This window comes from Pseudoxanthomonas sp. 68-E7 (assembly GCF_057773145.1).
Map to the genome: position 1 here is coordinate 572,760 of NZ_JBYMTI010000003.1, position 24,741 is coordinate 597,500.

Below are 24,741 nucleotides of genomic sequence, written 5' to 3' on the forward strand. Positions count from 1 at the left end.
CTGGGGGAAACCCGGCTGACGCGCCAGCAGGCCGCAACGTGACCGGATGATTCGATGGGAGCTGACTGGCTTGCACCGGTCACGCGCAGGGATGCCACCGCGTCAGTCAAGAAACCACCGGCCACAGGAGCCAGACCATGCAAGCCCGTATGACCAATCCCGCGCTCATCCACAACGACGCCCTGAAGGCACTGCTGGCGTTGCACAAGTCCACCCAGGGCAACGGCGTGCCCGATGCGTTGCTGCACCTGATCGATCTGCGCGTCAGCCAGATCAACGGCTGCAGTTTCTGCGTGGACATGCACGCCCGCGAATGCCGGCAGGCAGGGGAGAGCGACGAACGCCTGTTCGCCGTGGCCGTCTGGCGCGAGGCGCCCTGGTTCACCGATGCCGAACGCGCCGCGCTGGAACTGGCCGAAGCGGTGACCCGCATCGCCGACCGCAGCGACGCGGTCAGTGACGAGATCTGGGAACGCGCCCGCGAACACTACGACGAAGCCGCGCTGGCCTCGCTGCTGATCGCCATCGCCAACATCAACGTGTGGAACCGCCTGAACGTCGCCACCCGCCAGCCGGCGGGACAGCGGGTGAGCTGAGCGTTCCCTGCGGGGACCCCGACCGGCACGGCGTATTCCTGCCGGTACTGGGCCGTTTCAGGACGTGGAGGGGGGCGATGCCGAGGCACGGGCGTCGTTCCGGCGTACCACGACGAATCCACGCGTCGTCGTGGTCCGGGCATTCAATGGCGCATGCATCGCCCTCCAGACCTGATCGAGCTCCGCCCAGACCGGTGGATACCTGTGCGCGGCGACGTCGAGGATGAGCAGGCGATCGCTGGGCGCGTGATAGGCCGCTATCGGCGAGATGTGCCCCATCCGGACCTGGCCCAGGTGCTCGCGCTGGTAGTTCACCAACAGGTAATCGCCTTCCCGTCCCAGGTTGGCGCGGGCCAGCTCCCGGAATGAAGCGACGTTCGTGGCCGATGCCGGGAACACCTCCACATCGGCGCCGTGCGTGCGCAGCAATCCGGCCAGAGCGCGCAGCGACATGCCGGAGAAACTGACCTTCATGGGTTTCAGCCGGACTTCCGCCGGCGCGAACAGCGCAGCCGCATCCCGTGGCGCGTCATCGATGCCAGCGGCATTGAGCGCGGTGATCGCGCTGGCCACCCCGCAATAGGCCTTGCGGGTCTGCGGAACGAAGCTGGCCATCAATTCATCGTAGTCGGCCCGGTGGTCACTTTCCGCCAGCAGGCGCTGCCCTTCGGATGAGGCCAGTGGAACCAGCCCTGTCGGCAATGCCAGCATCCCGGGCGCCGGTGTGCGCAGATATTCGTTCCACACCGCGCCTGCGCCCGTCGTTAGCGCAAGCGCGAGTACAACCGTCATCCCGACAACGACCCTGCGCTTCATGGCGACCTCGGCTATGGCGAAAGGTGTACGTCTTGCCCATCCCCGGAAGAGCCGCGGATTCTGGCGAAGCGACTACACCCCCACGGGGATGAAACAGGGGTGAAACAATGCCGTCCATGCGCGCTGGCGGGGACGCGGACCGGGTATCGCTGCCCGGAAAATGCACCCGGATGCGAGACCAGCCGACCGCGCAGGCGCATCGATGTCGAATCGACGACATCCCCGCTCCAGCGCTGTCGTGATGTGTACCGCTCGTCGGATCCGGCAAACGCACGACAGGTTCCTTTCCCGCGTGCGGACTGCCCGGGCTAGGGTGGTCCACCGCGATCAATCCGCCGATAGCCCAGCGCTTCGGTGAGGTGGGGTGTCTCGATGACTTCGGCTCCCGCCAGATCGGCGATGGTGCGCGCGACCCGCAGGATGCGCTGCATCGAGCGGGCGGAAAGCCTGAGCCGATCGATCGCGTGTTCCAGCAGCGCCTGGTCGGAATCGGTGAGCCGGCACAGCGTCAGTGTTTCCGATTGCCCCAACTGGGCATTGAGCCGGCCGGTGCGGGCCAACTGGATTGCGCGGGCCTGTTCGACCCTTGCACGCACCTGCGCGCTGGGTTCGCCGGCGGGCGCGTCCGGCCGCAGTTCCTGCGGCGGCAGGCGCGGGACTTCCACGTGCAGGTCGATGCGATCCAGCAGCGGACCGGAGATGCGGCTGCGGTAGCGCTGGACGACATCGCCGGAACAGCGGCAACGGCCGCTGTTGTCGCCGGCCCAGCCGCAGGGACAGGGGTTCATCGCCGCGACCAGTTGGAACCGTGCGGGAAATTCGGCGCTGCGCGCCGCGCGCGAGATGGACACGGTGCCGGACTCCAGCGGCTCGCGCAGCACCTCCAGCGCACGTCGATCCCACTCCGGCAGTTCGTCCAGGAACAGCACGCCGTTGTGCGCCAGGGAAATCTCGCCCGGGCGCGGTTCCGCGCCGCCACCCACCAGCGCCACCGCGCTGGCGGTGTGATGCGGACTGCGGAACGGACGCTGCCGCCAGCGCGCGGGATCCAGTCCGCGTCCGCTGACCGACGCGATCGCCGCGGTTTCCAGCGCCTCGGCTTCGCTGGCTTCCGGCAACAGCCCGGGCAACCGCGAGGCCAGCAGGGTCTTGCCGCAGCCGGGCGAACCGACCAGCAGCAGATGGTGATTGCCGGCCGCGGCCACTTCCAGTGCGCGCCGGGCCTGCACCTGGCCGCGCACGTCGCCGAGATCGGGAATGAAGCCGGCTTCCGCCGGCGGCGTCTCGGCGATGGGCAATTCACGCTGTCCGCCCAGCGCGGCGCAGACTTCCAGCAGTGTCCGCGCGGTGCGTGCCTGGCCTTCGCGCGCGAGCGCGGCTTCCGGTCCGTTGGCCGGGGCGACGATGAGGGTTCGATGCGCGCGTGCAGCGGCCAGGGCCGCCGGCAATACGCCGTCGACGCCGCGGAGCTCGCCGGTCAGGCCGAGTTCGCCGAGAAATTCGTGATCGGCCAGGGCGTCACGCGGAATCTGCCCGCTCGCGGCAAGGATGCCGAGCGCGATCGGCAGATCAAAGCGCCCGCCATCCTTGGGCAGGTCTGCCGGCGCCAGATTGACGGTGATGCGGCGGGCCGGGAATTCGAACTGCGCGCAGAGGATGGCGGCGCGCACGCGATCCCGGGCTTCGCGCACCGCGGCTTCGGGCAGGCCGACGATATGGGTCTGCGGGAGGCCGCCGGACAGGTGCACTTCCACCCGGACCGGAGGCGCGGCCACGCCCGCCCGTGCACGGCTGTGCACCAGCGCCAGGCTCATGGCGGCGGATCAGGACTGGGGAGTGGGCGCGGAGGCGGACGGCGCCGCTTCCAGTGCCTGGACGGTGCGTTCCAGGGCTTCGAGTTTCTCGCGGGTGCGCAGCAGCACCGCGCGCTGGACTTCGTATTCCTCGCGGGTCACCAGGTCCAGCCTGGTCAGGCCGCTCTGCAGCGCGCCCTTGAACGCCTGCTGCAGTTCCTCGCGGGATTCGCGCAGTCCGGGGGGAACCAGATCGCTGAGGCGGCGGGCGAGATCGTCGAGATGGTTGAGATCAATCATGGGGGTCTCCGGCAGTGAAGCCGAGCATTGCATCCGGGCGTGGTCCCGGCCATCGGGCTTCACCGCTTCGCGCCATCGGAAAATTCCGCCGGCGCAGGCCGCCATTGAACCCGAGCCCCGCGCCGGCCGCAACCGCGATATGCTGCGGGCAGCATTTCCGGAGACAATCCCGATGAAGATGATCATGGCCATCATCAAGCCGTTCAAGCTGGATGACGTGCGCGAAACCCTCGCCGAATCCGGCATCGCCGGCATCACCGTCACCGAGGTCAAGGGCTTCGGCCGGCAGAAGGGCCACACCGAGCTGTATCGCGGCGCCGAGTACGTCGTCGACTTCCTGCCCAAGGTGAAGCTGGAAGTGGCGGTGACCGACGAGCAGGTCGAAGCGGTGGTGGAGGCGATCGTCAAGGCCGCCGGCACCGGCAAGATCGGCGACGGCAAGGTATTCGTCTACGACCTGGAACGGGTGGTGCGGATCCGCACCGGCGAACTGGACGCCGACGCGCTCTAGCACGGCTTCGACAATCACTGCGGGGGACAGGGAATGCCGACGAAGTATCGATGGGGAGTCGCGCTGGCACTGATGTCCGGCGCCACGCTGATGGCGGGCTGCGACATGGTCGCATCCGATCCGGCGAAAGCGGTGGAAACGCCGGCCTCGCCTACCCGGGCGTCTACTGCCGGATCGCCGGTCCCCGCGACAAGCCGCGGCGTGGATCTGGGCGAGCCGGCGCCTGCCGCTCCGGAGGTTTCCGCCCGGCCTGCGGAAGGCGCAACGCCGGCGGCCGATGGCACGGTGCCGTTCGCGTTCGAGGCGCCGTCCCGGCCGACGGTCGCGACGGCCACGGAATGCGCGCTGCCGGTACCTGCCGCCGACCAGCCCGCGAAAGTGTTCGCGGCCGGTGCCTATGGTGGCCGTGACCTCGGCTTCCAGATCGATCAGAGCGGCAACGAGGCCGGACGCATCGACGTGGCGGTGAACCAGCCGGGCGGTGTCCCGGTGATCCTGATGCTGGGCAGCTACGACCCGACCATCTGGCACGTGGGCTGGTCGCGCGGCACCCGTATCGCCGCGGTCCTGATCGGCGGTTACCACCGGCAGGTGGTGACGGGCCTGCCCAAGGACGTGCCCGTGCTGATCAGCACCTACGACAACAAGGGGCCTTGCGGCTATTTCTATGTCAGCGCCGAGCGTGCCCGCACGCTCAACCCGATCGCGCGCCGCGCCTTCGGGCGCCCGATCGACATGGTGTATCTCGCGCAACAAGGCCGCGTGCTGGTCGGCGAAGCGCTGGGCGGCGCGGGCGGACTCATCACCGACGCCGGTGGCGCGTCCGACGAGAGCTTCCGCATCGCCGATGCGCGACTGGCGGGCGAAGCGGGCCTGGCCTATGCCGTCTCGCAGGGCTGGCTGCGCGCCGCCAGCCAGGCCGATGCCAGTGCCTGGCTGGCGGCGCGCAATGCCAAACCGGCGGCGGATGTCCCGCCAATCGCCGGTGGCCGCCCGGCCGGCAACATCAGCCTGCACAATGGCTACGTGGTCCTGAAGGCTTTCACGTTGCCGGAGGGCTTGTATGGCGCGCATTCCGGCACTTTCTTCGTGCCCAAGGGCGTGCCGCACCCGACCGGCACCCTGGGCCATTCCACCCTCTACGACTTCAACACCCTGACCTGTACCGGCGCGGGATGCGAGCGCGACTGAGCGTTGCATGGACCGGCAAGAAAAAAGCCCCGCATCGCGGGGCTTTTCTTCTCCTGTTGAGCGAGTGGCTGTTTACTCGCCCAGCGCCCTGGCCACGAACGGCGGTGCGACCAGCGCGCCGGTATGCAGGTGCGCGCTGTAGTACAGCGTGTCGAAACCCTTGTTGGCCGCATCCTGCCGGCGGAAATCGAAACCGCCGGACTTGCGCGCCATGGTCACGCTCCACCAGCCGGTCGGATAGCACGGCTGCGGGAACGGCAGGGTCTTGAAGGTGGTGAAGCCGGCCTTGCCCATCTCGCCGCGCATTTCCTTGATCAGATCCAGCAGGGCCAGCGGGGATTCGGACTGCTGCACCAGGATGCCGTCGTCCTTCAGCGCGCGGAAGCAGCTTTCATAGAAGGCCTTGTTGAACAGGCCCTCGGCCGGGCCGACCGGATCGGTGGAATCGACGATCACGATGTCCACGCTGCCGGCCGGGCAATTGGCCATGTAGGCCACGCCGTCGTCGAACAGCAGTTCGGCGCGCGGGTCGCCGTTGGATTCGCACAACTCGGGGAAGTACTTCTCCGACATGCGGGTGACCTGTTCGTCGATATCGCACTGGGTGGCGCTTTCCACGCCCGGGTGCTTGAGCACTTCGCGCAGGGTGCCGCAGTCGCCGCCGCCGATGATCACCACGCGCTTGGGCGCGGCATGGGTGAACAGCGCCGGATGGCTGATCATCTCGTGATAGAAGAAATTGTCGCGCGTGGTCAGCATCACCGCGCCGTCGATGATCATCAACTTGCCCCAGTCGGTGGTGTCGTAGATCTCGATTTTCTGGAACGGCGACTGCACCTCGTCCAGCTTGCCGGTGATGCGGTAACCGATGGCCGAGCCGGTGGGCTGGAAGTGTTCGATGTACCAGTTGTCGTTCGTCATTGCGGCGGCGATCCAGCGTTCAGGGGGCGCAGATTGTACCGGAACCGGGGTGATGGGCCGCCCGCGCCTGGCTTAGCATCGGGGTACCGAACAAAGGGGAATGCAGGGAATGGATGCGGAACGGGACCGCCGATCGCGGATGGAGCGACTGGAAAAGCAGTACGAGGATGCGCCGGGCGCCTATCGGGCCAGGCTGGCGCTGTGGGCGGCGCTGGGATACGTGGTCCTGGCAAGTGGCCTGGTCGTCGCCGCGGGCCTGTGCATCAGCTTGATCGTGCTGGCCGTTTCCCGGCCGCTGGAGGATTGGCGGATCGCGTTTCCGATCATCCTGCTGGGCATGCTGGCGGTCACCCTGTTGCGCGCGCTGTGGTTCCGCTCCAGTCCTCCCGAGGGCCACTCGTTGGAGCCCGGCGAAGCGCCCGTGCTGCGCGAGGAGGTCGAGCGAATCCGTCGCGAGGTCGGGGCGCAGCGATTGCACGGGATTGTCATCGACGCCAGCCTCAACGCCGCCGCGGCCCATGTCCCCGACGGGTTCGGACTGCGGCAACGTCACTATCTCGTCATCGGACTGCCCTTGTTGCGATTGCTCGACCGCCATGAACTGGCGTCGGTGATCGCCCACGAATTCGGTCATTTCCATGGCGGGCATGGTCGCTTCGGCGGCTGGATCTATCGCGTGCGCGTCAGCTGGCGGCGCCTGCTGGACGGGTTTTCCGCGGGAAGCACTTCGCAGCTGTTTTTCTGGTTTTTCCGTTGGTACGCGCCACGGTTCGAGGAACGCAGCATGGTGCTGGTCCGCCGGCAGGAATACGCCGCCGACGCCTTGGCCGCGCGGGTGGCGGGCACTGTGCCGGCGGCCACCGCGCTCGCGCGGGTGCATCTGGCGATGGATTGGCTTGAGCGCCGGTTCTGGCCGGATCTCCTGCGGCCCGCGCATATCCAGTCGCATCCGCCGGCGCAGGTCCACCTTCAACTGGCCCGGGCGCTTGCCGATTGGCGTGAACACCAGGACACGGTGCCGGCGTGGGTGCGCAAGGAGCGGCCCGAACCGGAGGACACCCACCCCGGTCTGGCGCAGCGCTTCGCGGCGCTCGGCGTGGACCTGGACAGGTCGTTGGGGCGCCCCGGACCGGCGGCGGCTCCGTCGATGCTGGGCGAGGCGCTGCTGGATCGGCTGGAACAGCGGTTCAGCCGGGAATGGCTGGAAGCGGCAAGGCCCGGTTGGGAAGCGCGCCATCGCGCCGCCCAGGAGGCCGAGCGTCGTCTCCAGGTACTGGCCGAGTCCGATACCCGGACGCCGGACGAATGGCTGGAGTACGCGGCGCTGCTGGAAGAGCACCGGCCCGCCACGGATGCGGTGCCGATCTATCGCGAGGGCGTGCGGCAACGGCCATCGCACGCGACGGGACACGCGCGCCTGGGCATCCTCCTGCTGCGCCAGGGACAGGGTGAAGAGGGCCTGGAACATCTGGAACGCGCGATGCGGCTGATGCCGTCCTTGGCACCGTCGTTGCTGCGCGAACTGCACGACCATCTGCCGGCCACGCCGGAACCTGACGGCCTGCATGCCGCGGCCCGGCAGCTTCACCGGACGTTTGGCCAGCAAACGGATGCGCCGCCGCCCGGCGACGACGATTTCCAGCCCCATGCGCTGGAAGACGTTTCGTTGCAGGCGGTCCGCAGGGTGCTGGCGAGCCATCCGCGCGTGGTCAGCGCCTGGCTGGTACGCCAGAAGGCGTCGGGTCTGTCGGTGCTGCCGCATTACCTGCTGCTGCTGGAATGGGGCGGCTCGGTCGCCAGCGAGCAAGCGGCGATACCGCGCCTGACCGCACAGTTGACACTGCCGGGCATGTTCACCGTGCTGACCACCACCGGGCGCACGCCGTTGCTGCCGCGCCTGCGCGCGCGGGCGGGCGAGCCGTTCTACCGGCGGTAACCGGAAGGAACCGGCAGGGGCGTTAGAATGCACGCCCCTTCTGGATTGCCCGAGTTGCCGCGATGAGCGAGTGGTCCACCGACCAAGCCCGCAAGACCTATTCCATCCCGCACTGGGCGGAAGGGTATTTCGACGTGGATGCCGCCGGCCGCATCGTGGTCTCGCCCAAGGGCGAGGGCGGACCGGTCATCCCGCTGCCGGAGGTGGTCGACGCCGCCCGCGCCAATGGCGCCAAGCTGCCGCTGCTGGTGCGTTTCCCGGACATCCTGGGCGACCGCCTGGGCAAGCTGCAGGCCGCCTTCGCGCAGGCGCAGGCCGACTGGGACTACCGGGGCGGCTACACCGCCGTGTATCCGATCAAGGTCAACCAGCATCGCGGCGTCGCCGGCACGCTGGCCTCGCATGCCGGCGAGGGCTTCGGCCTGGAAGCCGGCAGCAAGCCGGAACTGATGGCGGTGCTGGCGCTGTCGCGCCCGGGCGGGCTCATCGTCTGCAACGGCTACAAGGATCGCGAATACATCCGCCTGGCCCTGATCGGCCGCAAGCTGGGCCTGCAGACCTTCATCGTGGTGGAGAAGCCCTCCGAGCTGCCGCTGGTCATCGAGGAAGCGCGCAAGCTGGGCGTCAAGCCGGGCCTGGGCGTGCGCATGCGCCTGGCGACGCTGGGCGCGGGCAAGTGGCAGAACAGCGGCGGCGACAAGGCCAAGTTCGGCCTCTCGCCGCGCCAGGTGCTGGACCTGTGGAAGTACCTGCGCGATGCCGGGTTGCAGGATTGCCTGGGCCTGCTGCATTTCCACATGGGCTCGCAGATCTCCAATGTCCGCGACATCGCCAACGGCATGCGCGAGGCGACCCGCTATTTCGTCGAACTGTCCAAGCTGGGCGCGACCATCAGCCATGTCGACGTCGGCGGCGGCCTGGGCATCGACTACGAAGGCACCCGTTCGCGCAGTTACTGTTCGATCAACTACGGCCTGAACCAGTACGCCAGCAACATCGTGCAGCCGTTGGCCGACGCCTGCGAGCAGCACGGGCTGACGCCGCCGCGCATCGTCACCGAGTGCGGCCGCGCGATGACCGCGCACCACGCGGTGCTGGTGGTCAACGTGGCCGAAGTCGAGCAAGCGCCGGAAGGCCGGGTGCCGCCGGCGCATGACGACGAACCGGCGGTGATCCGCCATCTGCGCGAGATCCATGCCGAACTCGACGAGCGCCCGGCGGTGGAGCTGTTCCACGAGGCCCAGCACCACCACAGCGAGGGCCTGTCGCTGTATGCGCTGGGCCAGCTGGATCTGGTCCACCGCGCGCGCATCGACGATCTGTTCTACGCCATCGCCCACGCGGTGCGTGGCCGCCTGAGCAGCGACGAACGCAGCCATCGGGATCTGCTGGATGAACTGAACGAGCGGCTGGTGGACAAGTACTTCGTCAACTTCAGCGTGTTCGAGTCGATTCCGGACGTGTGGGCGATCGACCAGGTGTTCCCGATCCTGCCGATCGAGCGCCTGGACGAGACGCCGGATCGCCGCGGCGTGATCGCCGACATGACCTGCGACTCGGACGGCATGGTCGAGACCTACGTCGAGAACGAAGGCCTGGACACCTCGCTGCCGCTGCATTCGCTCAAGTCCGGCGAGAGCTATCGGTTGGGCATCTTCCTGGTCGGCGCGTACCAGGAAATCCTCGGCGACATCCACAACCTGTTCGGCGACACCGATGCGGTGGAAGTCAGTGCCGATACCGGCACCGGCTACCTGCTCACCCAGCAGCGCCGTGGCGACACCACCGACGTGATGCTGGACTACGTGGGTTACAGGCTCGACGACCTGCGCACCGCGTACCGTACCCGCGTCGCCGAGGCCGGCTTGCCGCAGGAAGAAGCGGCGGCGTTGTCCGATGCACTGGAAGCCGGCCTGACCGGCTACACCTACCTGTCGGACGAACCGCTGGCATAAGGCCAACCCTGTCCCTTCCCCCGCTTGCGGGGGAAGGTGCCCGTAGGGCGGATGGGGGCGAGCAGATGGGCACGCCGCGGCCATCAAGGACCGCGCGAAACCCTCACCCCCGATGTATCTGGAATCCCGCGAACGACTGCGTCACCGGCATCAGCTCCAGGCGATTGATGTTCAGGTGCGGCGGCAATGTGGCGACCCAGAACAGGGTTTCGGCGATGTCCCCGGCGGTCATCGGCTGCGCGCCGTCATAGAGCTTGTCCGATGCGGCCTGGTCGCCATGCGTGCGCACCAGGGTGAATTCGGTTTCGGCCATGCCCGGTTCGATCGAGGTCACCCGCACGCCGGTGCCGTGCAGATCCGAACGCAGTCCCAGCGAGAACTGGGTGACGAAGGCCTTGGTGCCGCCGTAGACATTCCCGCCGGGATAGGGATAGGTGCCGGCGATCGAACTGATGTTGATGATCGCGCCCTTGCGCGCGATCAGCGCGGGCAGCAGGCGCTGGGTCAGCGTGACCAGCGCGCCGATGTTGGTGGCGATCATGGTGCGCCAGTCGTCCAGAACGGCCGACTGCGCCGGCGCGGTGCCCAGTGCGAGCCCGGCGTTGTTGATCAGCAGATCGATGCCGCGAAAGGCCTCGGGCAACGCCGCCAATGCCGCGTCCATCGCCGCTTCGTCGCGGATGTCGAAGGCCGCCGCGTGCACGCGCTCGCCGCCCAGTTCATCCACCAGCGCCTGCAGGCGGTCCGCCCGCCTGCCGGTGGCGATCACCCGCCAGCCGTCAGCGGCGAAACGGCGCACGGCGGCGGCGCCAAAACCGGAAGTCGCTCCGGTGATGAGGACGGTTCGGGTCATGGGGGCTCCTTGGATCAGTGGCGCGGCGGGGAACGCGGCGTGTGGATGGGACTGCAATGAAAAACCCGCCACGCGGGCTGCGCGTGGCGGGTGGAGAGTGAAACGGGATGCGGCATGCGGACTCCTCCGTGTTCGCGGGAGTCCGGCGCGATCACTGGGCCTTGATGGCCATGGCGGGCAGGCCGCCGCTGGCCAGCTTCTGCTTGGCTTCGGCCAGTTCGCTGGCGGTGCCGTAGGGTCCCATGCGCACGCGATAGACGGTCTTGCCGCCGATCTGCGCGGATTCGACGCGGGCGCTCAGGCCCAACAGGGCGATCTTGGCCTTGGTCGCCTCGGCATCGCCGGAGGCGCCGAACGCGCCGGCCTGCAGGATGTAGCGCGCGGTGGTGTCCGCGTCGGCCACGCTGCGCGGCGTAGCCGCCACGGGCTTGGGCGTCGAAGCGGCGGCGGGCGAGGTGACCGGCGTCGCGGATGCCGCGGGCGCTTCATCGATGGGACGCGGCAACGCGCCCGGCGCGGCGCCGGTCACCGCCGTCGTGCCGGTGGCGGGTGTCGCGGCGGCCGAAGCTGCGGCCTTCTCCTCGCGCGCCTTGCGTGCGGCTTCCTCGCGCGCGCTGGCGGCCAGCTCCGCGTCGGACATCTGCACTTCCTTGCCGGGCAGCAGGGTGTAGAAGTCGTATTGGGGTTCCTTGGCCGGTGTCTGTGCGTCGGCACCGCCAGCGGCGGTGGGCGCGGCGCTGGACGGGCCGCCCGCCGATTCGGGCACCACTGCCTCGACATCGGCGGAGGCCACCGGCGCGGGCTGCGCGTCCGGATTGGGTTGCGGGCGGAAGAAGCCGTCGCCGTCCTTCTTCATCAGGCCCGGGGCGATGAAATAGATCGCCAGGCCGATCAGCAGGCCCAGCAGCAGCCACACCCAGGCCGGGGTGGCATGGCTGGAATTACGGGTGGCCTGACTCTTGCCGCGACGTGCCGCCATTCAAAAAATCTCCGGTTACATTTTCTCGGGCGCGCTGACGCCCAACAGATCCATGCCGTTGGCCAGCGCCAGCCGCACGGCCGAGGCCAGCGCCAGTCGCGCGTCGCGCGCGTCGGCATCCTCGATCAACACCGGCGTGCCGGCATACCACGTGTGGAAAGCATAGGCCAACTCGCGCAGGTATTGCGCAATCGCGTGCGGCTCCAGCGACTCGCCTGCGTTTTCCACCACCTCCGGATAACGCGACAGCTCCACCATCAACGCCAGCGACAGTTCGTCGTCCAGGCGGGCCAGGTGGGCCAGGCCATTGGCCTGGTCGTAGGCGTAGCCTTTTTCGGCGGCCTGGCGATGCAGGCTGCACACGCGGGCATGCGCGTACTGCACGTAGAACACCGGGTTGTCGTTGCTCTGCTGGCGGGCCAGATCGATGTCGAAGGTCAGTTGCGAATCGGGCTTGCGCGCGATCAGGAACCAGCGCGTGGCATCGCGCCCGGCTTCCTCGATCAGATCCCGCAGGGTGAAATAGCTGCCGGCGCGCTTGGAAAGCTTCACTTCCTCGCCGCCGCGCATCACGGTGACCATCTGGTGCAGCACGTATTCGGGATAGCCGGCGGGGATGCCTTCGTTCAGTGCCTGCAGGCCGGCGCGAACCCGCGCCAGCGAGCCATGATGGTCGGCGCCCAGCTCGGTGATCGCGCGGCCATAGCCACGCTGCCACTTGCTCAGGTGGTAGGCCACGTCCGGCACGAAATAGGTGTAGGTGCCGTCGGACTTGCGCATCACCCGGTCCTTGTCGTCGCCGAAGTCGGTGGACTTCAGCCACAGCGCGCCGCCTTCCTCGTAGGTATGCCCGGAGGCGACCAGCTTGTTCACCGTCTCCTCGACCTTGTGGTCGGCGTACAGCGAGCTTTCCAGGAAATAGACGTCGAACGAGACGCCGAACGCGGCCAGGTCCAGGTTCTGCTCGCGGCGCAGGTAGGCCACGGCGAACTGGCGGATGGCGTCCAGGTCGTCCGGATCCTTGCCGCCCACGACCACGTGGTTCTCGAACTCGACCGTGTCGCCGTCCAGGTAGGCCTGGGCGACGTCGGCGATGTAGTCGCCGCGATAGCCGTCCTCCGGCCAGCCTTCGCTGTCCGGGGTCAGGCCCTTGGCGCGCGCCTGGGTGGACCTGGCCAGGTTGTCGATCTGCACGCCGGCGTCGTTGTAGTAGAACTCGCGGCGGGTGTTCCAGCCGTTGGCGGCCAGGACACGGGCGATGCAGTCGCCAATCGCGCCGGCACGGCCATGGCCGACGTGCAGCGGCCCGGTGGGATTGGCCGAGACGTATTCCACCCCGACCATCCGGCCGGCGCCGCTGTGGTTGCTGCCGTAAGCCGCGCCCTGGCGCAGGGCGGTGGCGACCTCGCGCTGGTAGGCGGCGGCGGTGAGATGGAAATTGATGAAGCCCGGACCGGCGATCTCCACCCTGGCAACGTCATCGCTCGCCGGCAGCGCGGCGACCAGGGCGGTGGCGATGGCGCGCGGATTGCTGCGCGCGGTCTTGGCCAGCAGCATCGCGGCGTTGGTGGCGAAATCACCGTGCTCTCGGGTCTTGGGGCGCTCGACCACGAAATCCGGTGTGGCGGCATCGGCCGGCAGGGTGCCGGCCTGGCGCAGGGCATCGATGCCCTGGGCGATCAAGGCGCGTAGGGAGGCTTTCACGGAGGGTCTGCGGATGTTGCGGGACCGGGCATTTTACGCGGAACCGGCGAGGCCGTCCGGCGTGGCCTGAACGGTGCTCCCGCAACCGCCGCCGCAACCCCACGGGTTCCCCGGAAATGCCGAGGTGGTTAGAGCCAGCCGCGCGCAGCCAGCGAGGTGGGAGGACCGTCGCCGACCACGAAGTGATCCAGCAGCCGGATATCCATCAGCGACAGGGCATCCCGCAAGCGCAGCGTGATCAGGCGATCCGCCTCGGAGGGCGCGCTGTGCCCGGACGGGTGGTTGTGGCCGATGATCACCGCCGCGGCGTTGTGGGCCAGCGCCCGCCTGACCACCTCCCGCGGATGCACCTCGGCGCTGTCCAGGGTGCCGCGGAACAGTTCCTCGAAGGCCAGCGCGCGATGGCGCACATCCAGGAACAGGGCCGCGAACACCTCGTGGTCGTGCGCGCGCAGGCGCTGGCTGAAGTAGCGCCCGGCCATCGTCGGGTCGGTCAGCTGTTCGCCGCGTTCCAGATCCGCGGCCAGGTGGCGGCGGCCGATTTCCAGCGCGCCGGCCATCCGGCTGGCCCGGGCCGGCCCCAGGCCGGGCAGGGCGACCAGCTCCGCGGGCGGCCGGTCGAGCAGGCGCCGCAGCGGACCGTGGGAAGAAAGCAGTTCGCGCGCGGTGGCGACCGCGTCCTGCCCGCGCATGCCCGAACCCAGGAACAGCGCCAGCAGCTCGGCGTCGGAGAGGGCGGCGGGTCCCCGGGTGAAAAGCTTTTCACGGGGGCGCTCGTGGACGGGCCAGTCTCGGATGTGCATATGGCCACGATGCCGCGGACGCGCAACCACCGCCATCAGGCTTGGCGGGGCCATCGGGTAAGCTAATCCCCTGTTCGTCTGTAGGAAACCCGACGTGACCGGAAGTCTCGAGCCACGGCCGCTGCACGGCCAGCGCCTGTTGGTATGCGTGGGCGGCGGCATCGCCGCGTACAAGTCGCTGGAACTGGTGCGGCGGCTGCGCGACGCCGGCGCCGAGGTGCAGGTCGCCATGACCGACGGCGCCCAGCAGTTCGTCACCACACTGAGTTTCCAGGCCCTATCCGGGCATCCGGTCCGGACCAGCCTCTGGGACAGCGCCGCCGAGGCGGCGATGGGCCACATCGAACTCGCGCGCTGGGCCGACCGCATCGTGGTGGCGCCAGCCACCGCGGATCTGCTGGCGCGTCTGGCCCATGGCTTCGCCAATGACCTGGTCACCACGCTGTGCCTGGCGACCACCGCGCCGATCACGGTCGCGCCGGCGATGAACCACCGCATGTGGCAACACCCGGCCACGGCGGCCAATCTCGCCGTGCTGCGCGAGCGCGGCGTGCAGATCATCGGTCCGGAGGACGGTCCGCTGGCCGAGGGGGAATCCGGACCGGGCCGCCTGAGCGAACCCGGGGACATCGTCGCCACGCTGGCCGGGGGCCATGCGGCGACGGCCGCGGCCCGCGATCTGGCCGGCATGCGCGTCGTCGTCAGCGCCGGACCGACCTACGAAGACCTGGATCCGGTGCGCTACCTGGGCAACCGCAGCAGCGGCAAGATGGGATTCGCGGTGGCCGCCAGCGCGGCCCGGCGCGGCGCCGAGGTGGTGCTGGTGGCCGGGCCGGTGCATCTGCCGACGCCCGCAGGGGTGAGCCGGGTGGACGTGCGCTCGGCCGCGCAGATGCGCGAGGCCGTGCTCGCGGCGTTGCCGGCCGACATCTACATCGGCGCCGCGGCGGTGGCCGACTACGCCCCGCGGGTCGCGGTCCCCAACAAGATCAAGAAGACCGGCGAGAAGCTGGAACTGGATTTGGTGCGCACCCCGGACATCCTGGCCGAGGTGGCCGCGCAGACCCAGGCCCTGAAGCTGGTGGTGGGCTTTGCCGCGGAGACCGAAAACGTCGAGCACTACGCGCGCGGCAAACTGAAGGCCAAGCGCCTGGACATGATCATCGCCAACCGCGTCGGCATCGCCGAAGGCGGATTCGAGAGCGACCAGAACGCGCTGACCGCCTACTGGAAGGACGGGGAACGGGAGTTCGCCTCGGCCCCCAAGACCCGGCTGGCCGATGCCCTGATGGATCTGATCGTGGAGCGACTGAACGCATGAGCCCGGCTGGCACGCAATCCGTGGAACTGAAGCTGCTGGACCCCCGGTTCGGCGACGAGTGGCCGTTGCCCGCCTATGCGACCGAGGCCAGCGCCGGCGTCGATCTGCGCGCGGCGCTCGACGCCACGCTCACCCTGCAGCCCGGCGACGCCGCACTGGTCCCCAGCGGCATCGCTGTGCACCTGTCGGACCCGCACCTGTGCGCGGTGGTGTTGCCGCGTTCCGGGCTGGGCCACCGGCACGGCATCGTGCTGGGCAATGGCACCGGCCTGATCGACGCCGACTACCAGGGGCCGCTGCTGATCAGCGTCTGGAACCGGGGTCACGAGGCCTTCACCATCCAGCCCGGCGATCGCATCGCCCAGTTGGTCGTGCTGCCCATCGTGCGCGTAAGCTTCCAGGTCGTGGATGCATTTGCCGACAGCGCCCGGGGGGCCGGCGGTTTCGGCCATACCGGGTTGCGCTGACAGGGGACGGGCACGGATGAGCGGATCGAGCGAAGGTGGACGTCGGTTGCCGCTGGGCGACCTTTCGCGGGCCCTGCCCGGGCTTGCCCTGCTGGGCATCCTGCTGGCCGCCTGGCTGGGCTGGAACGGCGTACGCCAGTGGCGCGACGCCGACCGCGGCGAAGCCCTGCAGCGGGCCCGCGATGCCGGGGTGGCCGCGCTGGAATCGGCCTATCGCGATCAGGTCGCGCAGCTGACCCGACGGATGTCCACCGATGCGGTGAAGACCGCCCTGGCCAGCGGCGATCCGGCGGCGGCCGCCCAGGCGATCCGGCATGGATGGGCGGACGCTGAACACGTGGAGCTCATGCCGCGCGATCTCGGCCAGGCCTATGCCGACCCCGCCACGTTCGGGTACAGCCGGCTGGCCTTGCTGGAAGCGGCGCAGCAGGGACAGGCGGTGGTCGCACGCGTGGTTCGCGATGGCGGCAAGCCGGTCTTCGGCCTGGCGGTCGACGTGCCCCAAGGCGTGGTGTACGCGCGCCTGCCGCTGGCCCGGCTGACCTCGGGTTTCGACGGTGTGCCATTGCCGCCAGGGACCTACCTGGCACTGCGGCAGGGCAGTTTCAACGTGGTCGAGCGCGGCAGCACGCAACTGGCCGACGGTGCCGAGGTGATGGCGCACGCGGTGGGCAAGACCGGCCTGCGCGTGGCTGCGGCGCAACCCGACAGCGCATCCGGTCCGTTCGGGCTCGGCGCAGTGGGAAGTTCCATCGGTGCCGTGCTGGCGGCGCTGCTGGCGATCGCGGCCTGGTTGGCCGCGCGCGGCGGTTTGAAGATTCCGGCCTTGCGGGGAGGCGAGGCGGTCACCACCGGGGACGACGAACCCACCCTGGGCCAGGCCCTGGAGCGGGATCCGTTGCCGGTGGCGACGAGAGCACCCCTTTCCTCCCCACAGACAGGCAGCATGAGCAGAGAACGCATTCCCGTGGACGTCGATCCCGGCATCTTCCGCGCGTACGACATCCGCGGCATCGTCGGCAAAACCCTCAATGCGGATGTGGCCGAATGCATCGGCCAGGCCATCGGCAGCGTGATGCAGGAACAGGACCTGACCGACATCGTGGTCGGTCGCGATGGCCGGCTTTCCGGCCCGGAACTGGTGGCGGGCCTGATCGCCGGCCTGCGCCGCGCCGGTCGCAATGTCATCGACATCGGCATGGTGCCGACCCCGGTCGCGTATTTCGGCGCCTACCAACTGCGTGCCGGCAGTTGCGTCGCGGTCACCGGCAGCCACAACCCGCCGGACTACAACGGTTTCAAGATCGTGGTCGGTGGCGAAACCCTGTCCGGCGACACCATCACCGATCTGTACGAACGCATCCGCGATGGCCGGCTGCATGAAGCGACCATTCCGGGCGACGCGCAGGAGCGCGATATCGCCGCCGACTACATCCAGCGGATCGCCGACGACGTCCAGTTGGAGCGCCCGCTGAAAGTCGTGGTGGATGCCGGCAACGGCGTGGCCGGCGATATCGCGCCGCGCCTGCTGGAGTCGATTGGCGCCGATGTCATCCCGCTGTACTGCGAAGTGGATGGCACCTTCCCGAATCATCACCCCGATCCCAGCGAACCGCACAACCTGGAAGACTTGATCCAGATGGTCAAGCGCTTCGACGCCGACCTGGGCCTGGCCTTCGATGGCGACGGCGACCGACTCGGCGTGGTGACCCGGGATGGCGCGGTCATCTTCCCCGATCGCCTGCTGATGCTGTTCGCCGCGGACGTGCTGGAGCGCAATCCCGGCGCGATGATCATCTACGACGTGAAGTGCACCGGAAAACTGCAGTCGTGGGTCCTGCGGAATGGCGGCACGCCGCTGATGTGGAAGACCGGGCACTCGCTGATCAAGGCCAAGATGCGCGAGACCGGCGCCGAACTGGCTGGCGAGATGAGCGGCCACTTCTTCTTCCAGGAGCGCTGGTACGGTTTCGACGACGGCCTGTATTCGGCCGCCCGGCTGCTGGAGATCCTGGCCCTGCGCGGGGAGGCCCCATCGGACGTGTTGTCGGCGTTGCCGGACGGCATCGCCACTCCGGAGATCAAGGTGCCGGTGGAGGCGGAAACGCCGCATGCAGTGGTCCAGCGCTTTGTCGAGACGGCGCGGTTCGACGGCGCCCGGGTGGCGACCATCGACGGCCTGCGCGCGGATTGGGACGATGGCTGGGGCCTGCTGCGCGCCTCCAACACCACGCCGATCCTGGTGTTGCGGTTCGAGGCCGACAACGACGCGGCGCTGGCCCGCATCAAGGATGTATTCCGCGCCCATCTGGCGCTGGTGGCGCCGGAACTCACCGCGACCTTCTGACCGGCAAGGCGGCTGTCCCGCGCACGGTCTCCGTGCGCGGGGCGCCGATGCTCAGCGCGAGCCGGACCCGGGAGGCGCGGCGTTCGGCATGGCCTGGTTACCGGGAGCGGTCGTCCCGTCCACGGCGGCTGGCCCTTTCATCTGCCGATAGCGCAGCAGGATGTCGGAGATTTCCACGTCCAGCTCCGCGCGCTGGCGCTCGAAGCTGGCCTGCAACTGGCGCTGGCGCATCAGGTCCGCGTGCCGGCTGCGGATGCTGGCGGTCGCTTCCGCGGCCACCGCCTGTCCGGCCAGTTCCCGATCGCCGGCCGTCTGCAGCAGGGTCACCAGGCCGTCGCGCAGGCTCACCACGTTGTAGCGCGCGGTGCGGATGTTGTTGTCGACGATTGCGATGCGCTCGTTGAACACCCGTCGCAGCTCCTCCTCGCTGCGATAGGAAAGCAGCATCGCCTGTTCGGTACGGCGGCGGGTTTCCTGTGCCGCTTCGTCCAATTGCGCTTGCAGCTTGGCGGCCTCGGCCTGCGCGCGTTCCTCTTCGGTCAGCGCCCGATCCACTTCGGCGGTACGCAGGCCGCTGGCGGCGTTGATTTCCTCGCGCGCACGCGTCACCGCCTCGGCCGGCAAGGCGTCGCTGCACACGCGCTGGCCGTTCTCGTTCCAGCAATACAGTTTCTTGGTGGCCGCCTTCTTTTCCTGCGCGCCGGCCATCGCCACGACCATCAGGCCCGCCGGCAGTGCCAGCCAGAGAATGGAATTCCGCATGTGCAGCCCCCTGCTGCCGTCAGTCCGACGAACCGCTGCCATAGCGCGCCCGGTAGGCGAGCAGGTCTTCGCGGTGATGGACAAGTTCCGCGCTTTCCCCCGCGAAATCAAGCAGATCATGCAGATTGGCCACGGCCACCACCGGTACCCCGGTTTCGGCGGCCACCGCCTGGGCGGCGGACAGGCGCGGACCACCGTCGGCGCCCGGCTCGGTCAGCACTTCCTGGCGATCCAATGCCACCACGATGCCGGCGGGACGGCCGCCACCGGCCCGGATCAGGCCCAGCGCCTCGCGGATGGCGGTGCCCGCGGTGATGACGTCGTCCACGATGAGCACCTCGCGACCGTCCAGCGGCGCGCCGATCAGCAGGCCACCCTCGCCATGGTCCTTGGCTTCCTTGCGGTTGAACGCCAGCGGCACGTCGCGGCCGCGGCGCGCGTACTCGCAGCCCACCGCGGTCGCCAGCGGGATGCCCTTGTAGGCTGGTCCGAACAGCAGGTCGAACGCCAGGCCGGCCGCATCCACCGCGTCGGCGTAGCATGCCGCCAGCTCGGCCAGCCGCGCGCCGCTGTCGAATCGCCCGGCATTGAAGAAATAGGGACTGAGCCGGCCGGACTTGAGGGTGAACTCGCCGAAGCGCAGGGCCTGCGCGTGCAGGGCGAGCTGGAGGAAGCGGGCGCGGTGATCGGACATGGGCGGTGCATTCGGCGGGCGAGGTGGAAAGCATAGCCGTTCCATGCCACCGGCCTCCACGCATGCGGTACGCTCTTGCGACTCCCTTCCCGTTCCGCGAACCGGTTTTCACATGCGCATCATCAGTTTCAACGCCAACGGCCTGCGTTCGGCCGCCAACAAGGGCTTCTTCGAATGGTTCGGCCAGCAGGACGCCGACGTCCTGTGCGTGCAGGAAACCAAGGCGCAGGAACACCAGCTGAGCGGTCCGGCGTTCCTGCCCGAGGGCTACAAGGCCTGGTTCCGCGACGCCACCACCAAGAAGGGCTACAGCGGGGTGGCGATCTACAGCCGGCGCGAACCGGACGAAGTGCGCACCGCGCTGGGCTGGGACGAGTTCGACGAGGAAGGCCGCTACCTGGAGGCACGTTACGGCAACCTCAGCGTGGTCTCCTTCTACATCCCCTCCGGTTCCTCCGGCGAACTGCGGCAGGGCTTCAAGTTCAGGGTGATGGACTGGCTGGCGCCGATCCTGGACGAGTGGCGCCGCAGCGGACGCGACTACGTGCTGTGCGGTGACTGGAACATCGTGCGCACGCGCCTGGACATCAAGAACTGGACCAGCAACCAGAAGAACTCCGGCTGCCTGCCGGCCGAACGCGACTGGCTCAACGGCATGTGCATGGATGACGGCGGCTGGGTCGACGCCTACCGCAGCCTGCACCCGGAAGGCCAGGACTATACCTGGTGGAGCAACCGCGGCGGCGCGCGCGCCAACAACGTGGGGTGGCGCATCGATTACCAGTTCACCACCCCGTCGCTGCGTGACCGCCTGCAGCGCTGCGCGATCTACCGCGACAGCTGGTTCTCCGACCACGCGCCGTTCACGGTGGACTACGCGGGATGAGCGCGCCCGCGGCGGCCAAGCCACCCGTGTCCTACAAGGGCTGGTCCGGTATCCGGCGGGCGTTCGCCACGCCGGCCGCCTTCACCATGCTGCTGCTCGGTTTCGGCAGCGGCCTGCCGTTCCTGCTGATTGCCTCGGCCACGCTCAGCACCCGCCTGCGCGACGTGGGGCTGGATCTGGGCAGCATCGGCCTGATCAGCCTCGCCAGCTTCTTCTACCTGCTCAAGTTCCTGTGGGCGCCGCTGGTGGATCGCTTCGCCTTTCCGCTGACCGCGTTCCTCGGGCGACGGCGATCCTGGTTGCTGGTGGCGCAGGTGGGCGTGGCGGCAGGGCTGTTCGCGCTGGCCTTCACCCGGCCCGAGCTCGGCGTGAGCGCGCTGGTGGGATGGGTGCTGTTCGCATCGTTCGCCGGTGCGACCCAGGATTCGGTCGTCGACGCCTACCGCATCGAGATCGCTCCGGCCGAAGCGCAGGCCGCGCTCGCCGCCACCTATACGCTGGGCTACCGGATCGGCCTGATCCTGGCTGGCGCCGGTGCGCTCTACATCGCCGAATATAGCGGCTGGAAGCATGCCTATCTGGCGATGACCGCGCTGATGCTGCTGCCGATCCTGGCCACGCTTTTCAGCCGCGAACCGATCGCACCCGCGGCCGCGGTCACCCGCCGCATCGATTTCATCGGCGCGTTCTGGCAGCCCTTCGTCAGCTTTTTCCAGACCAACGGCCTGAAACTGGGCGTGGTGCTGTTGCTGTTCGTCGGCCTGTTCAAGTTTCCGGACCAGGTCATCGGGGTGATGGCCGGGCCCTTCTATCTCGACTCCGGCTACAGCAAATCCGACATCGCCACGGTGTCCAAGCTCTATGGCGTCTGGACCGGCATCGCCGGGGCGTTCCTGGGCGGCGTCTGCGTGGCCGCGTTCGGTTTCCGCTGGATGCTGGCGATTGCCGCGGTGGCGGTGGCCTGCTCGAACATCGCCTTCCTGCTGATGGCCCAGCATCCTTCCGAGATCTGGGCGTTCTACGCGGCCATCACCGCCGACAACCTGTCGCAGGGATTCGCCGGCACGGTGCTGGTGGCGTTCATGTCATCCCTGACCAATCGCAACTTCACCGCTACGCAGTACGCCTTGCTGGTGTCGCTGGCGAACCTGCCCGGCAAGTTCATCGGGGGTGTTTCCGGATACGTGGTGGAGGCCAGTTCCTACAGTGCCTTCTTCCTGATGAGTGCGCTCACGGTCATTCCGACCTTGCTGCTGCTGGCCTGGTTGTGGAGGCATATCCGTGAGAATGAGGGTAACGCGGCTTCATCCTGAGCACTCCCCGCGGGGTGCGGTGCGGGACAGGGGAGATGAGACATGACCGACATCGTGCTGAAGGACATCGACCCGCTGCTGGCCGAACGGATCCGGCGGATCGCCGTTGCCCGCGGCTGGAACATGCATGACACCCTGTTCAACCTGATCGAACAGGGCCTGTTCCATTGCGAAGTCGAGGTCCGCAGTGGCTTTGACGATGGCGAGGTGGACGCGTTGACCGCGGCCATCAACGCCCTGCGGGACGTACCGGCCGGCAAGGGGTTCTGAGCCGGATCAGGCGGGGAAGATCGTCCCCAGCACCCGCGGCCCCTTCGCACCGGTGACCGCGGGCAGGTTGCCGGGCCGGCCGGCCAGGGTTTCCCGCGCCAGCCAGGCAAACCCCATCGCTTCCACGAAATCCGGATCCAGCCCGTGCGCGGCGGTGGATTCGACCCGCGCCCGCGGCATCCAGGCCGCCAGCCGCGCCATCAGTTGCGCGTTGTGCACGCCGCCGCCACAGACCAGCACCCGTCGTGTGTCGGGCTGGGTGGCGCGCAGCGCGTCGGCCACCGTCGCCGCGGTCAACTCCAGCAGGGTCGCCTGCACGTCCGCCGGCGATGCCGCGTCGGCGCCCAGCCGCGCTTCCAGCCAGGCCAGGTGGAATTGTTCGCGCCCGGTGCTCTTGGGCGGCGGAAGAGCGAACCAGGGCTCTTCCCGCAGTCGGGCCAGCAGGACCGGGTCGGGTTTTCCCTGGGCGGCGAAAGCGCCGCCGGCATCGAAGCCCGCACCGGTATGGCGTTCGCACCAGGCATCCATCAGCGCATTGGCCGGGCCGGTATCGAAGCCGCGTACCGGCGGGCCGCCGGCACGGGGGAGCAGGGTGAAGTTGCCGATGCCGCCCAGGTTCAGCACCGCCCGATCCTCGTCCGGTGAACCCAGCAACGCGGCATGGAAGGCCGGCATCAGCGGCGCGCCATGGCCGCCGGCGGCGACGTCGCGACGCCGGAAATCGGCCACCGTGTCGATGCCGCTGCGCTCGGCGATCACGTTGCCGTCGCCAATCTGCCAGGTGAAGGGTGGATCGGCGTGCGGACGATGGCGAATGGTCTGTCCATGCGAACCGATCGCACGCACGTCCCGCGCGGCGACGCCGGCTTCATCGAGCAGGCGCAGCGCGGCTTCGGCGAAACGGTGGCCGGTGAGGGCATCCAGGCGACCCACTTCGTCCAGCGAAGGCGCGTCGCCGCCCTGGCCCAGGGCGATCAGCGAGGCGCGCGTGGCTTCATCCCAGCAATAGGTGCCACCGCGCAGGAGTTCGCAGCGCAGGCTGGCGCCGCTTCCTTCGAAGCGCACCAGCGCGGCATCGATGCCGTCGGCGCTGGTGCCGGAGATCAGACCCAGGAAAAGCGCCGGAGACGCCGGTGCGGCAGGGGACATGCGGGAATCCGTGTGGGAATGCGCGTGGGCGCGGGCGCACCGGAGGGTACGCCATCGGCTCCCGCCGCGGAGCGGGAGCCGCGAGGTGGCTCAGCCCTTCTTGGACTTGCCGGCCGGCTTCCTGGCTTCGGCGACCTGGGTTTCCTTGGCCGGTTCGGCCGGGGAAACGTCGGCGTAGATGATGTTCTCCACCGTGCGGATGCGTGCCAGCGCATTGGCGGTGTAGGTACGGAACGACGCCAGTTGCGCGCCACCCAGTGGTTCCGGCGGCGGCATCGTCACCGACAGTGGATTGCGGTGCACGCCGTTGATGCGGAATTCGTAGTGGAGGTGAGGGCCGGTGGCCAGGCCGGTGGAACCGACGTAGCCGATCACCGTGCCCTGGGCGACACGCTGGCCGACCTTGATCTTGCCCAGCCGCGACATGTGGCCGTACAGCGTGGTGTGGCCACGGCCATGATCCAGGATCACGACCCGGCCGTAGCCGTTCTGCCAGCCCGCGAACTGCACGCGCGCGTCGCCGGCGGCCATGATCGGCGTGCCGGTCCCCGCGGCGTAGTCCACGCCCTTGTGCATGCGCATCGTGCCCAGCACCGGGTGGCGGCGGGCGCCGAACTTGGAGCTCAGGCGCGCGTACGGAATCGGCATGCGGATGAAGCTCTTCTTCAGCGGCCGGCCGGCTGCGGTGAAGTACTCCGGCTTGCTGCCCGGGCGGGAGAAGCGGAAGCCCGAGTGCAGCTTGCCGTCGACGGTGAAAGTCGCGGCCTGCACCGGCCCGGTGCTGATCAGTTCGCCCTCGCGCCAGGTCTGCTCGACCACCACGCTGAAGCGATCCTCCGGGCCGAGGTCGGAGTTGAAGTCGATGTCGTACTTGAAGATGTCGTCGGTCAACGAGTTGATGTTGGCTGCGGTCAGGCCGGCCTTGCGCGCCGAACGGTTGAGCGAACGGCCGACCTTGCCGCTCAACACCACGGTGCGCGTGGTGGTTTCGCGCGCGATCACTTTCTCGGTGACCTTGTCGCCCTCGAGGCTGAGCTCGATCCGGTGCTGCGGATCGCGGTCATAACGCAGGGTACGCAGCTCGCCGCTCACCGGGAGATCGAACGCGAGCTCGGTTCCGGGCTTGAGGCGGGTCAGCGCCCGCTTGGCGTCGGCGTTCTCCAGCAGCGTGTGC

Annotated in this window: 23 protein-coding genes (1 of these 23 cut by a window edge); 11 read left to right on the forward strand and 12 right to left on the reverse strand. The window is 68.7% G+C overall.

What is annotated here, in order from left to right; all coding sequences use genetic code 11:
- Positions 1-137: 137 nt before the first annotated feature.
- Positions 138-596: a carboxymuconolactone decarboxylase family protein gene (locus AC3DE2_RS10665; RefSeq protein WP_295375186.1), complete on the forward strand. Its 459-nt coding sequence runs from the start codon at positions 138-140 to the stop codon at positions 594-596.
- 57 nt (positions 597-653) lie between these two features.
- Here AC3DE2_RS10665 and AC3DE2_RS10670 read toward each other — a convergent pair whose 3' ends face one another.
- The 3 genes from AC3DE2_RS10670 to ubiK all read right to left on the reverse strand — a co-directional run bounded on the left by AC3DE2_RS10670 (position 654) and on the right by ubiK (position 3,505).
- Complete coding sequence (locus AC3DE2_RS10670; RefSeq protein WP_295375183.1) at positions 654-1,412, reverse strand: phytochelatin synthase family protein; 759 nt, start codon at positions 1,410-1,412, stop codon at positions 654-656.
- 308 nt (positions 1,413-1,720) lie between these two features.
- Positions 1,721-3,226: a YifB family Mg chelatase-like AAA ATPase gene (locus AC3DE2_RS10675; RefSeq protein WP_488426128.1), complete on the reverse strand. Its 1,506-nt coding sequence runs from the start codon at positions 3,224-3,226 to the stop codon at positions 1,721-1,723.
- Between the two features lie 9 nt (positions 3,227-3,235).
- Positions 3,236-3,505 (reverse strand): ubiquinone biosynthesis accessory factor UbiK, encoded by a 270-nt coding sequence (gene ubiK, locus AC3DE2_RS10680; protein ID WP_295375176.1) that lies wholly within the window; start codon positions 3,503-3,505, stop codon positions 3,236-3,238.
- A gap of 172 nt (positions 3,506-3,677) precedes the next feature.
- On the opposite strand from ubiK, the gene AC3DE2_RS10685 reads away from it, so the two are divergent.
- Positions 3,678-4,016: a P-II family nitrogen regulator gene (locus AC3DE2_RS10685; protein WP_295375173.1), complete on the forward strand. Its 339-nt coding sequence runs from the start codon at positions 3,678-3,680 to the stop codon at positions 4,014-4,016.
- A gap of 33 nt (positions 4,017-4,049) precedes the next feature.
- Positions 4,050-5,207, forward strand: coding sequence for a hypothetical protein (locus tag AC3DE2_RS10690; RefSeq protein WP_488426129.1), 1,158 nt, complete (start codon positions 4,050-4,052; stop codon positions 5,205-5,207).
- 72 nt (positions 5,208-5,279) lie between these two features.
- Here the strand turns inward: AC3DE2_RS10690 and speE are convergent, their stop codons facing one another.
- Complete coding sequence (speE, locus tag AC3DE2_RS10695; RefSeq protein WP_295375168.1) at positions 5,280-6,128, reverse strand: polyamine aminopropyltransferase; 849 nt, start codon at positions 6,126-6,128, stop codon at positions 5,280-5,282.
- A gap of 139 nt (positions 6,129-6,267) precedes the next feature.
- Between speE and AC3DE2_RS10700 the strand changes: the two genes are divergently transcribed.
- Together AC3DE2_RS10700 and speA are read left to right on the forward strand one after the other, a co-directional pair.
- On the forward strand, positions 6,268-8,064 hold the full coding sequence (locus AC3DE2_RS10700) for a M48 family metalloprotease (RefSeq protein WP_488426130.1): 1,797 nt from the start codon (positions 6,268-6,270) through the stop codon (positions 8,062-8,064).
- 62 nt (positions 8,065-8,126) lie between these two features.
- Positions 8,127-10,019 carry an arginine decarboxylase gene (speA, locus tag AC3DE2_RS10705; protein WP_295375162.1) on the forward strand — a complete coding sequence of 631 codons (1,893 nt, stop codon included), beginning with the start codon at positions 8,127-8,129 and terminating at the stop codon, positions 10,017-10,019.
- Positions 10,020-10,122: 103 nt separating this feature from the next.
- On the opposite strand, the gene AC3DE2_RS10710 is transcribed toward speA, so the two are convergent.
- The 4 genes from AC3DE2_RS10710 to radC all read right to left on the reverse strand — a co-directional run bounded on the left by AC3DE2_RS10710 (position 10,123) and on the right by radC (position 14,358).
- Complete coding sequence (locus AC3DE2_RS10710) at positions 10,123-10,872, reverse strand: SDR family NAD(P)-dependent oxidoreductase (protein WP_295375159.1); 750 nt, start codon at positions 10,870-10,872, stop codon at positions 10,123-10,125.
- A gap of 151 nt (positions 10,873-11,023) precedes the next feature.
- Positions 11,024-11,851 carry an SPOR domain-containing protein gene (locus AC3DE2_RS10715; protein ID WP_488426131.1) on the reverse strand — a complete coding sequence of 276 codons (828 nt, stop codon included), beginning with the start codon at positions 11,849-11,851 and terminating at the stop codon, positions 11,024-11,026.
- Positions 11,852-11,866: 15 nt separating this feature from the next.
- Positions 11,867-13,555, reverse strand: coding sequence for an arginine--tRNA ligase (gene argS, locus AC3DE2_RS10720; protein ID WP_295375155.1), 1,689 nt, complete (start codon positions 13,553-13,555; stop codon positions 11,867-11,869).
- Positions 13,556-13,683: 128 nt separating this feature from the next.
- The gene (gene radC, locus AC3DE2_RS10725) at positions 13,684-14,358 is read right to left on the reverse strand and encodes a RadC family protein (RefSeq protein ID WP_295375255.1); all 675 of its coding nucleotides are present in this window, start codon (positions 14,356-14,358) and stop codon (positions 13,684-13,686) included.
- Between the two features lie 94 nt (positions 14,359-14,452).
- Here radC and coaBC point away from each other — a divergent pair, with 94 nt between their 5' ends.
- Genes coaBC through AC3DE2_RS10740 form a run of 3 tightly spaced genes read left to right on the forward strand, consistent with a single transcriptional unit; the run spans position 14,453 to position 18,493 of the window.
- A complete protein-coding gene (gene coaBC, locus AC3DE2_RS10730) occupies positions 14,453-15,679 on the forward strand; it encodes a bifunctional phosphopantothenoylcysteine decarboxylase/phosphopantothenate--cysteine ligase CoaBC (protein ID WP_295375153.1) in 1,227 nt (408 codons plus the stop codon).
- Entirely contained in the window at positions 15,676-16,146 is a 471-nt protein-coding gene (dut, locus tag AC3DE2_RS10735; protein WP_488426132.1) for a dUTP diphosphatase, read from the forward strand. Before coaBC ends, dut begins: the two co-directional genes overlap by 4 nt.
- Positions 16,147-16,162: 16 nt before the next feature.
- Entirely contained in the window at positions 16,163-18,493 is a 2,331-nt protein-coding gene (locus AC3DE2_RS10740; protein WP_295375148.1) for a phosphomannomutase/phosphoglucomutase, read from the forward strand.
- 51 nt (positions 18,494-18,544) lie between these two features.
- Here AC3DE2_RS10740 and AC3DE2_RS10745 read toward each other — a convergent pair whose 3' ends face one another.
- Positions 18,545-19,255, reverse strand: a complete 711-nt coding sequence (locus tag AC3DE2_RS10745; protein ID WP_488426133.1) for a hypothetical protein — start codon at positions 19,253-19,255, stop codon at positions 18,545-18,547.
- 19 nt (positions 19,256-19,274) lie between these two features.
- Complete coding sequence (gene pyrE, locus AC3DE2_RS10750; protein ID WP_488426134.1) at positions 19,275-19,949, reverse strand: orotate phosphoribosyltransferase; 675 nt, start codon at positions 19,947-19,949, stop codon at positions 19,275-19,277.
- Between the two features lie 112 nt (positions 19,950-20,061).
- Here pyrE and AC3DE2_RS10755 point away from each other — a divergent pair, with 112 nt between their 5' ends.
- From AC3DE2_RS10755 to AC3DE2_RS10765, 3 genes are read left to right on the forward strand one after another with little or no spacing between them, the layout of a single operon-like run.
- Positions 20,062-20,835: an exodeoxyribonuclease III gene (locus AC3DE2_RS10755; RefSeq protein ID WP_295375141.1), complete on the forward strand. Its 774-nt coding sequence runs from the start codon at positions 20,062-20,064 to the stop codon at positions 20,833-20,835.
- Positions 20,832-22,148, forward strand: coding sequence for an AmpG family muropeptide MFS transporter (locus AC3DE2_RS10760; RefSeq protein ID WP_295375138.1), 1,317 nt, complete (start codon positions 20,832-20,834; stop codon positions 22,146-22,148). The genes AC3DE2_RS10755 and AC3DE2_RS10760 overlap by 4 nt, the downstream gene beginning before the upstream one ends.
- 42 nt (positions 22,149-22,190) lie before the next feature.
- Positions 22,191-22,418, forward strand: a complete 228-nt coding sequence (locus AC3DE2_RS10765) for a hypothetical protein (protein ID WP_295375135.1) — start codon at positions 22,191-22,193, stop codon at positions 22,416-22,418.
- Positions 22,419-22,424: 6 nt separating this feature from the next.
- On the opposite strand, the gene AC3DE2_RS10770 is transcribed toward AC3DE2_RS10765, so the two are convergent.
- Together AC3DE2_RS10770 and AC3DE2_RS10775 are read right to left on the reverse strand one after the other, a co-directional pair.
- Positions 22,425-23,567 (reverse strand): anhydro-N-acetylmuramic acid kinase, encoded by a 1,143-nt coding sequence (locus tag AC3DE2_RS10770; protein ID WP_488426135.1) that lies wholly within the window; start codon positions 23,565-23,567, stop codon positions 22,425-22,427.
- Between the two features lie 90 nt (positions 23,568-23,657).
- On the reverse strand, positions 23,658-24,741 hold the 3' portion of the coding sequence (locus tag AC3DE2_RS10775) for a peptidoglycan DD-metalloendopeptidase family protein (protein ID WP_488426136.1). Its footprint extends 374 nt past the window's final position; 1,084 of the gene's 1,458 nt are visible here — the last part of the coding sequence; the start codon falls outside the window, past its right edge; its stop codon occupies positions 23,658-23,660.

What these genes read in the sequence shown, in the direction of transcription:
- AC3DE2_RS10675 (WP_488426128.1), bottom strand. Translation starts at nt 3,226, where the DNA reads ATGAGCCTGGCGCTGGTGCACAGCCGTGCACGGGCGGGCGTGGCCGCG.
- AC3DE2_RS10700 (WP_488426130.1), top strand. Translation starts at nt 6,268, where the DNA reads ATGGAGCGACTGGAAAAGCAGTACGAGGATGCGCCGGGCGCCTATCGG.
- AC3DE2_RS10670 (WP_295375183.1), bottom strand. Translation starts at nt 1,412, where the DNA reads ATGAAGCGCAGGGTCGTTGTCGGGATGACGGTTGTACTCGCGCTTGCG.
- AC3DE2_RS10740 (WP_295375148.1), top strand. Translation starts at nt 16,163, where the DNA reads ATGAGCGGATCGAGCGAAGGTGGACGTCGGTTGCCGCTGGGCGACCTT.
- AC3DE2_RS10745 (WP_488426133.1), bottom strand. Translation starts at nt 19,255, where the DNA reads ATGCGGAATTCCATTCTCTGGCTGGCACTGCCGGCGGGCCTGATGGTC.
- pyrE (WP_488426134.1), bottom strand. Translation starts at nt 19,949, where the DNA reads ATGTCCGATCACCGCGCCCGCTTCCTCCAGCTCGCCCTGCACGCGCAG.
- AC3DE2_RS10770 (WP_488426135.1), bottom strand. Translation starts at nt 23,567, where the DNA reads ATGTCCCCTGCCGCACCGGCGTCTCCGGCGCTTTTCCTGGGTCTGATC.
- AC3DE2_RS10765 (WP_295375135.1), top strand. Translation starts at nt 22,191, where the DNA reads ATGACCGACATCGTGCTGAAGGACATCGACCCGCTGCTGGCCGAACGG.
- speE (WP_295375168.1), bottom strand. Translation starts at nt 6,128, where the DNA reads ATGACGAACGACAACTGGTACATCGAACACTTCCAGCCCACCGGCTCG.
- speA (WP_295375162.1), top strand. Translation starts at nt 8,127, where the DNA reads ATGAGCGAGTGGTCCACCGACCAAGCCCGCAAGACCTATTCCATCCCG.
- ubiK (WP_295375176.1), bottom strand. Translation starts at nt 3,505, where the DNA reads ATGATTGATCTCAACCATCTCGACGATCTCGCCCGCCGCCTCAGCGAT.
- AC3DE2_RS10715 (WP_488426131.1), bottom strand. Translation starts at nt 11,851, where the DNA reads ATGGCGGCACGTCGCGGCAAGAGTCAGGCCACCCGTAATTCCAGCCAT.
- AC3DE2_RS10710 (WP_295375159.1), bottom strand. Translation starts at nt 10,872, where the DNA reads ATGACCCGAACCGTCCTCATCACCGGAGCGACTTCCGGTTTTGGCGCC.
- AC3DE2_RS10665 (WP_295375186.1), top strand. Translation starts at nt 138, where the DNA reads ATGCAAGCCCGTATGACCAATCCCGCGCTCATCCACAACGACGCCCTG.
- AC3DE2_RS10760 (WP_295375138.1), top strand. Translation starts at nt 20,832, where the DNA reads ATGAGCGCGCCCGCGGCGGCCAAGCCACCCGTGTCCTACAAGGGCTGG.
- AC3DE2_RS10685 (WP_295375173.1), top strand. Translation starts at nt 3,678, where the DNA reads ATGAAGATGATCATGGCCATCATCAAGCCGTTCAAGCTGGATGACGTG.
- dut (WP_488426132.1), top strand. Translation starts at nt 15,676, where the DNA reads ATGAGCCCGGCTGGCACGCAATCCGTGGAACTGAAGCTGCTGGACCCC.
- AC3DE2_RS10755 (WP_295375141.1), top strand. Translation starts at nt 20,062, where the DNA reads ATGCGCATCATCAGTTTCAACGCCAACGGCCTGCGTTCGGCCGCCAAC.
- AC3DE2_RS10690 (WP_488426129.1), top strand. Translation starts at nt 4,050, where the DNA reads ATGCCGACGAAGTATCGATGGGGAGTCGCGCTGGCACTGATGTCCGGC.
- radC (WP_295375255.1), bottom strand. Translation starts at nt 14,358, where the DNA reads ATGCACATCCGAGACTGGCCCGTCCACGAGCGCCCCCGTGAAAAGCTT.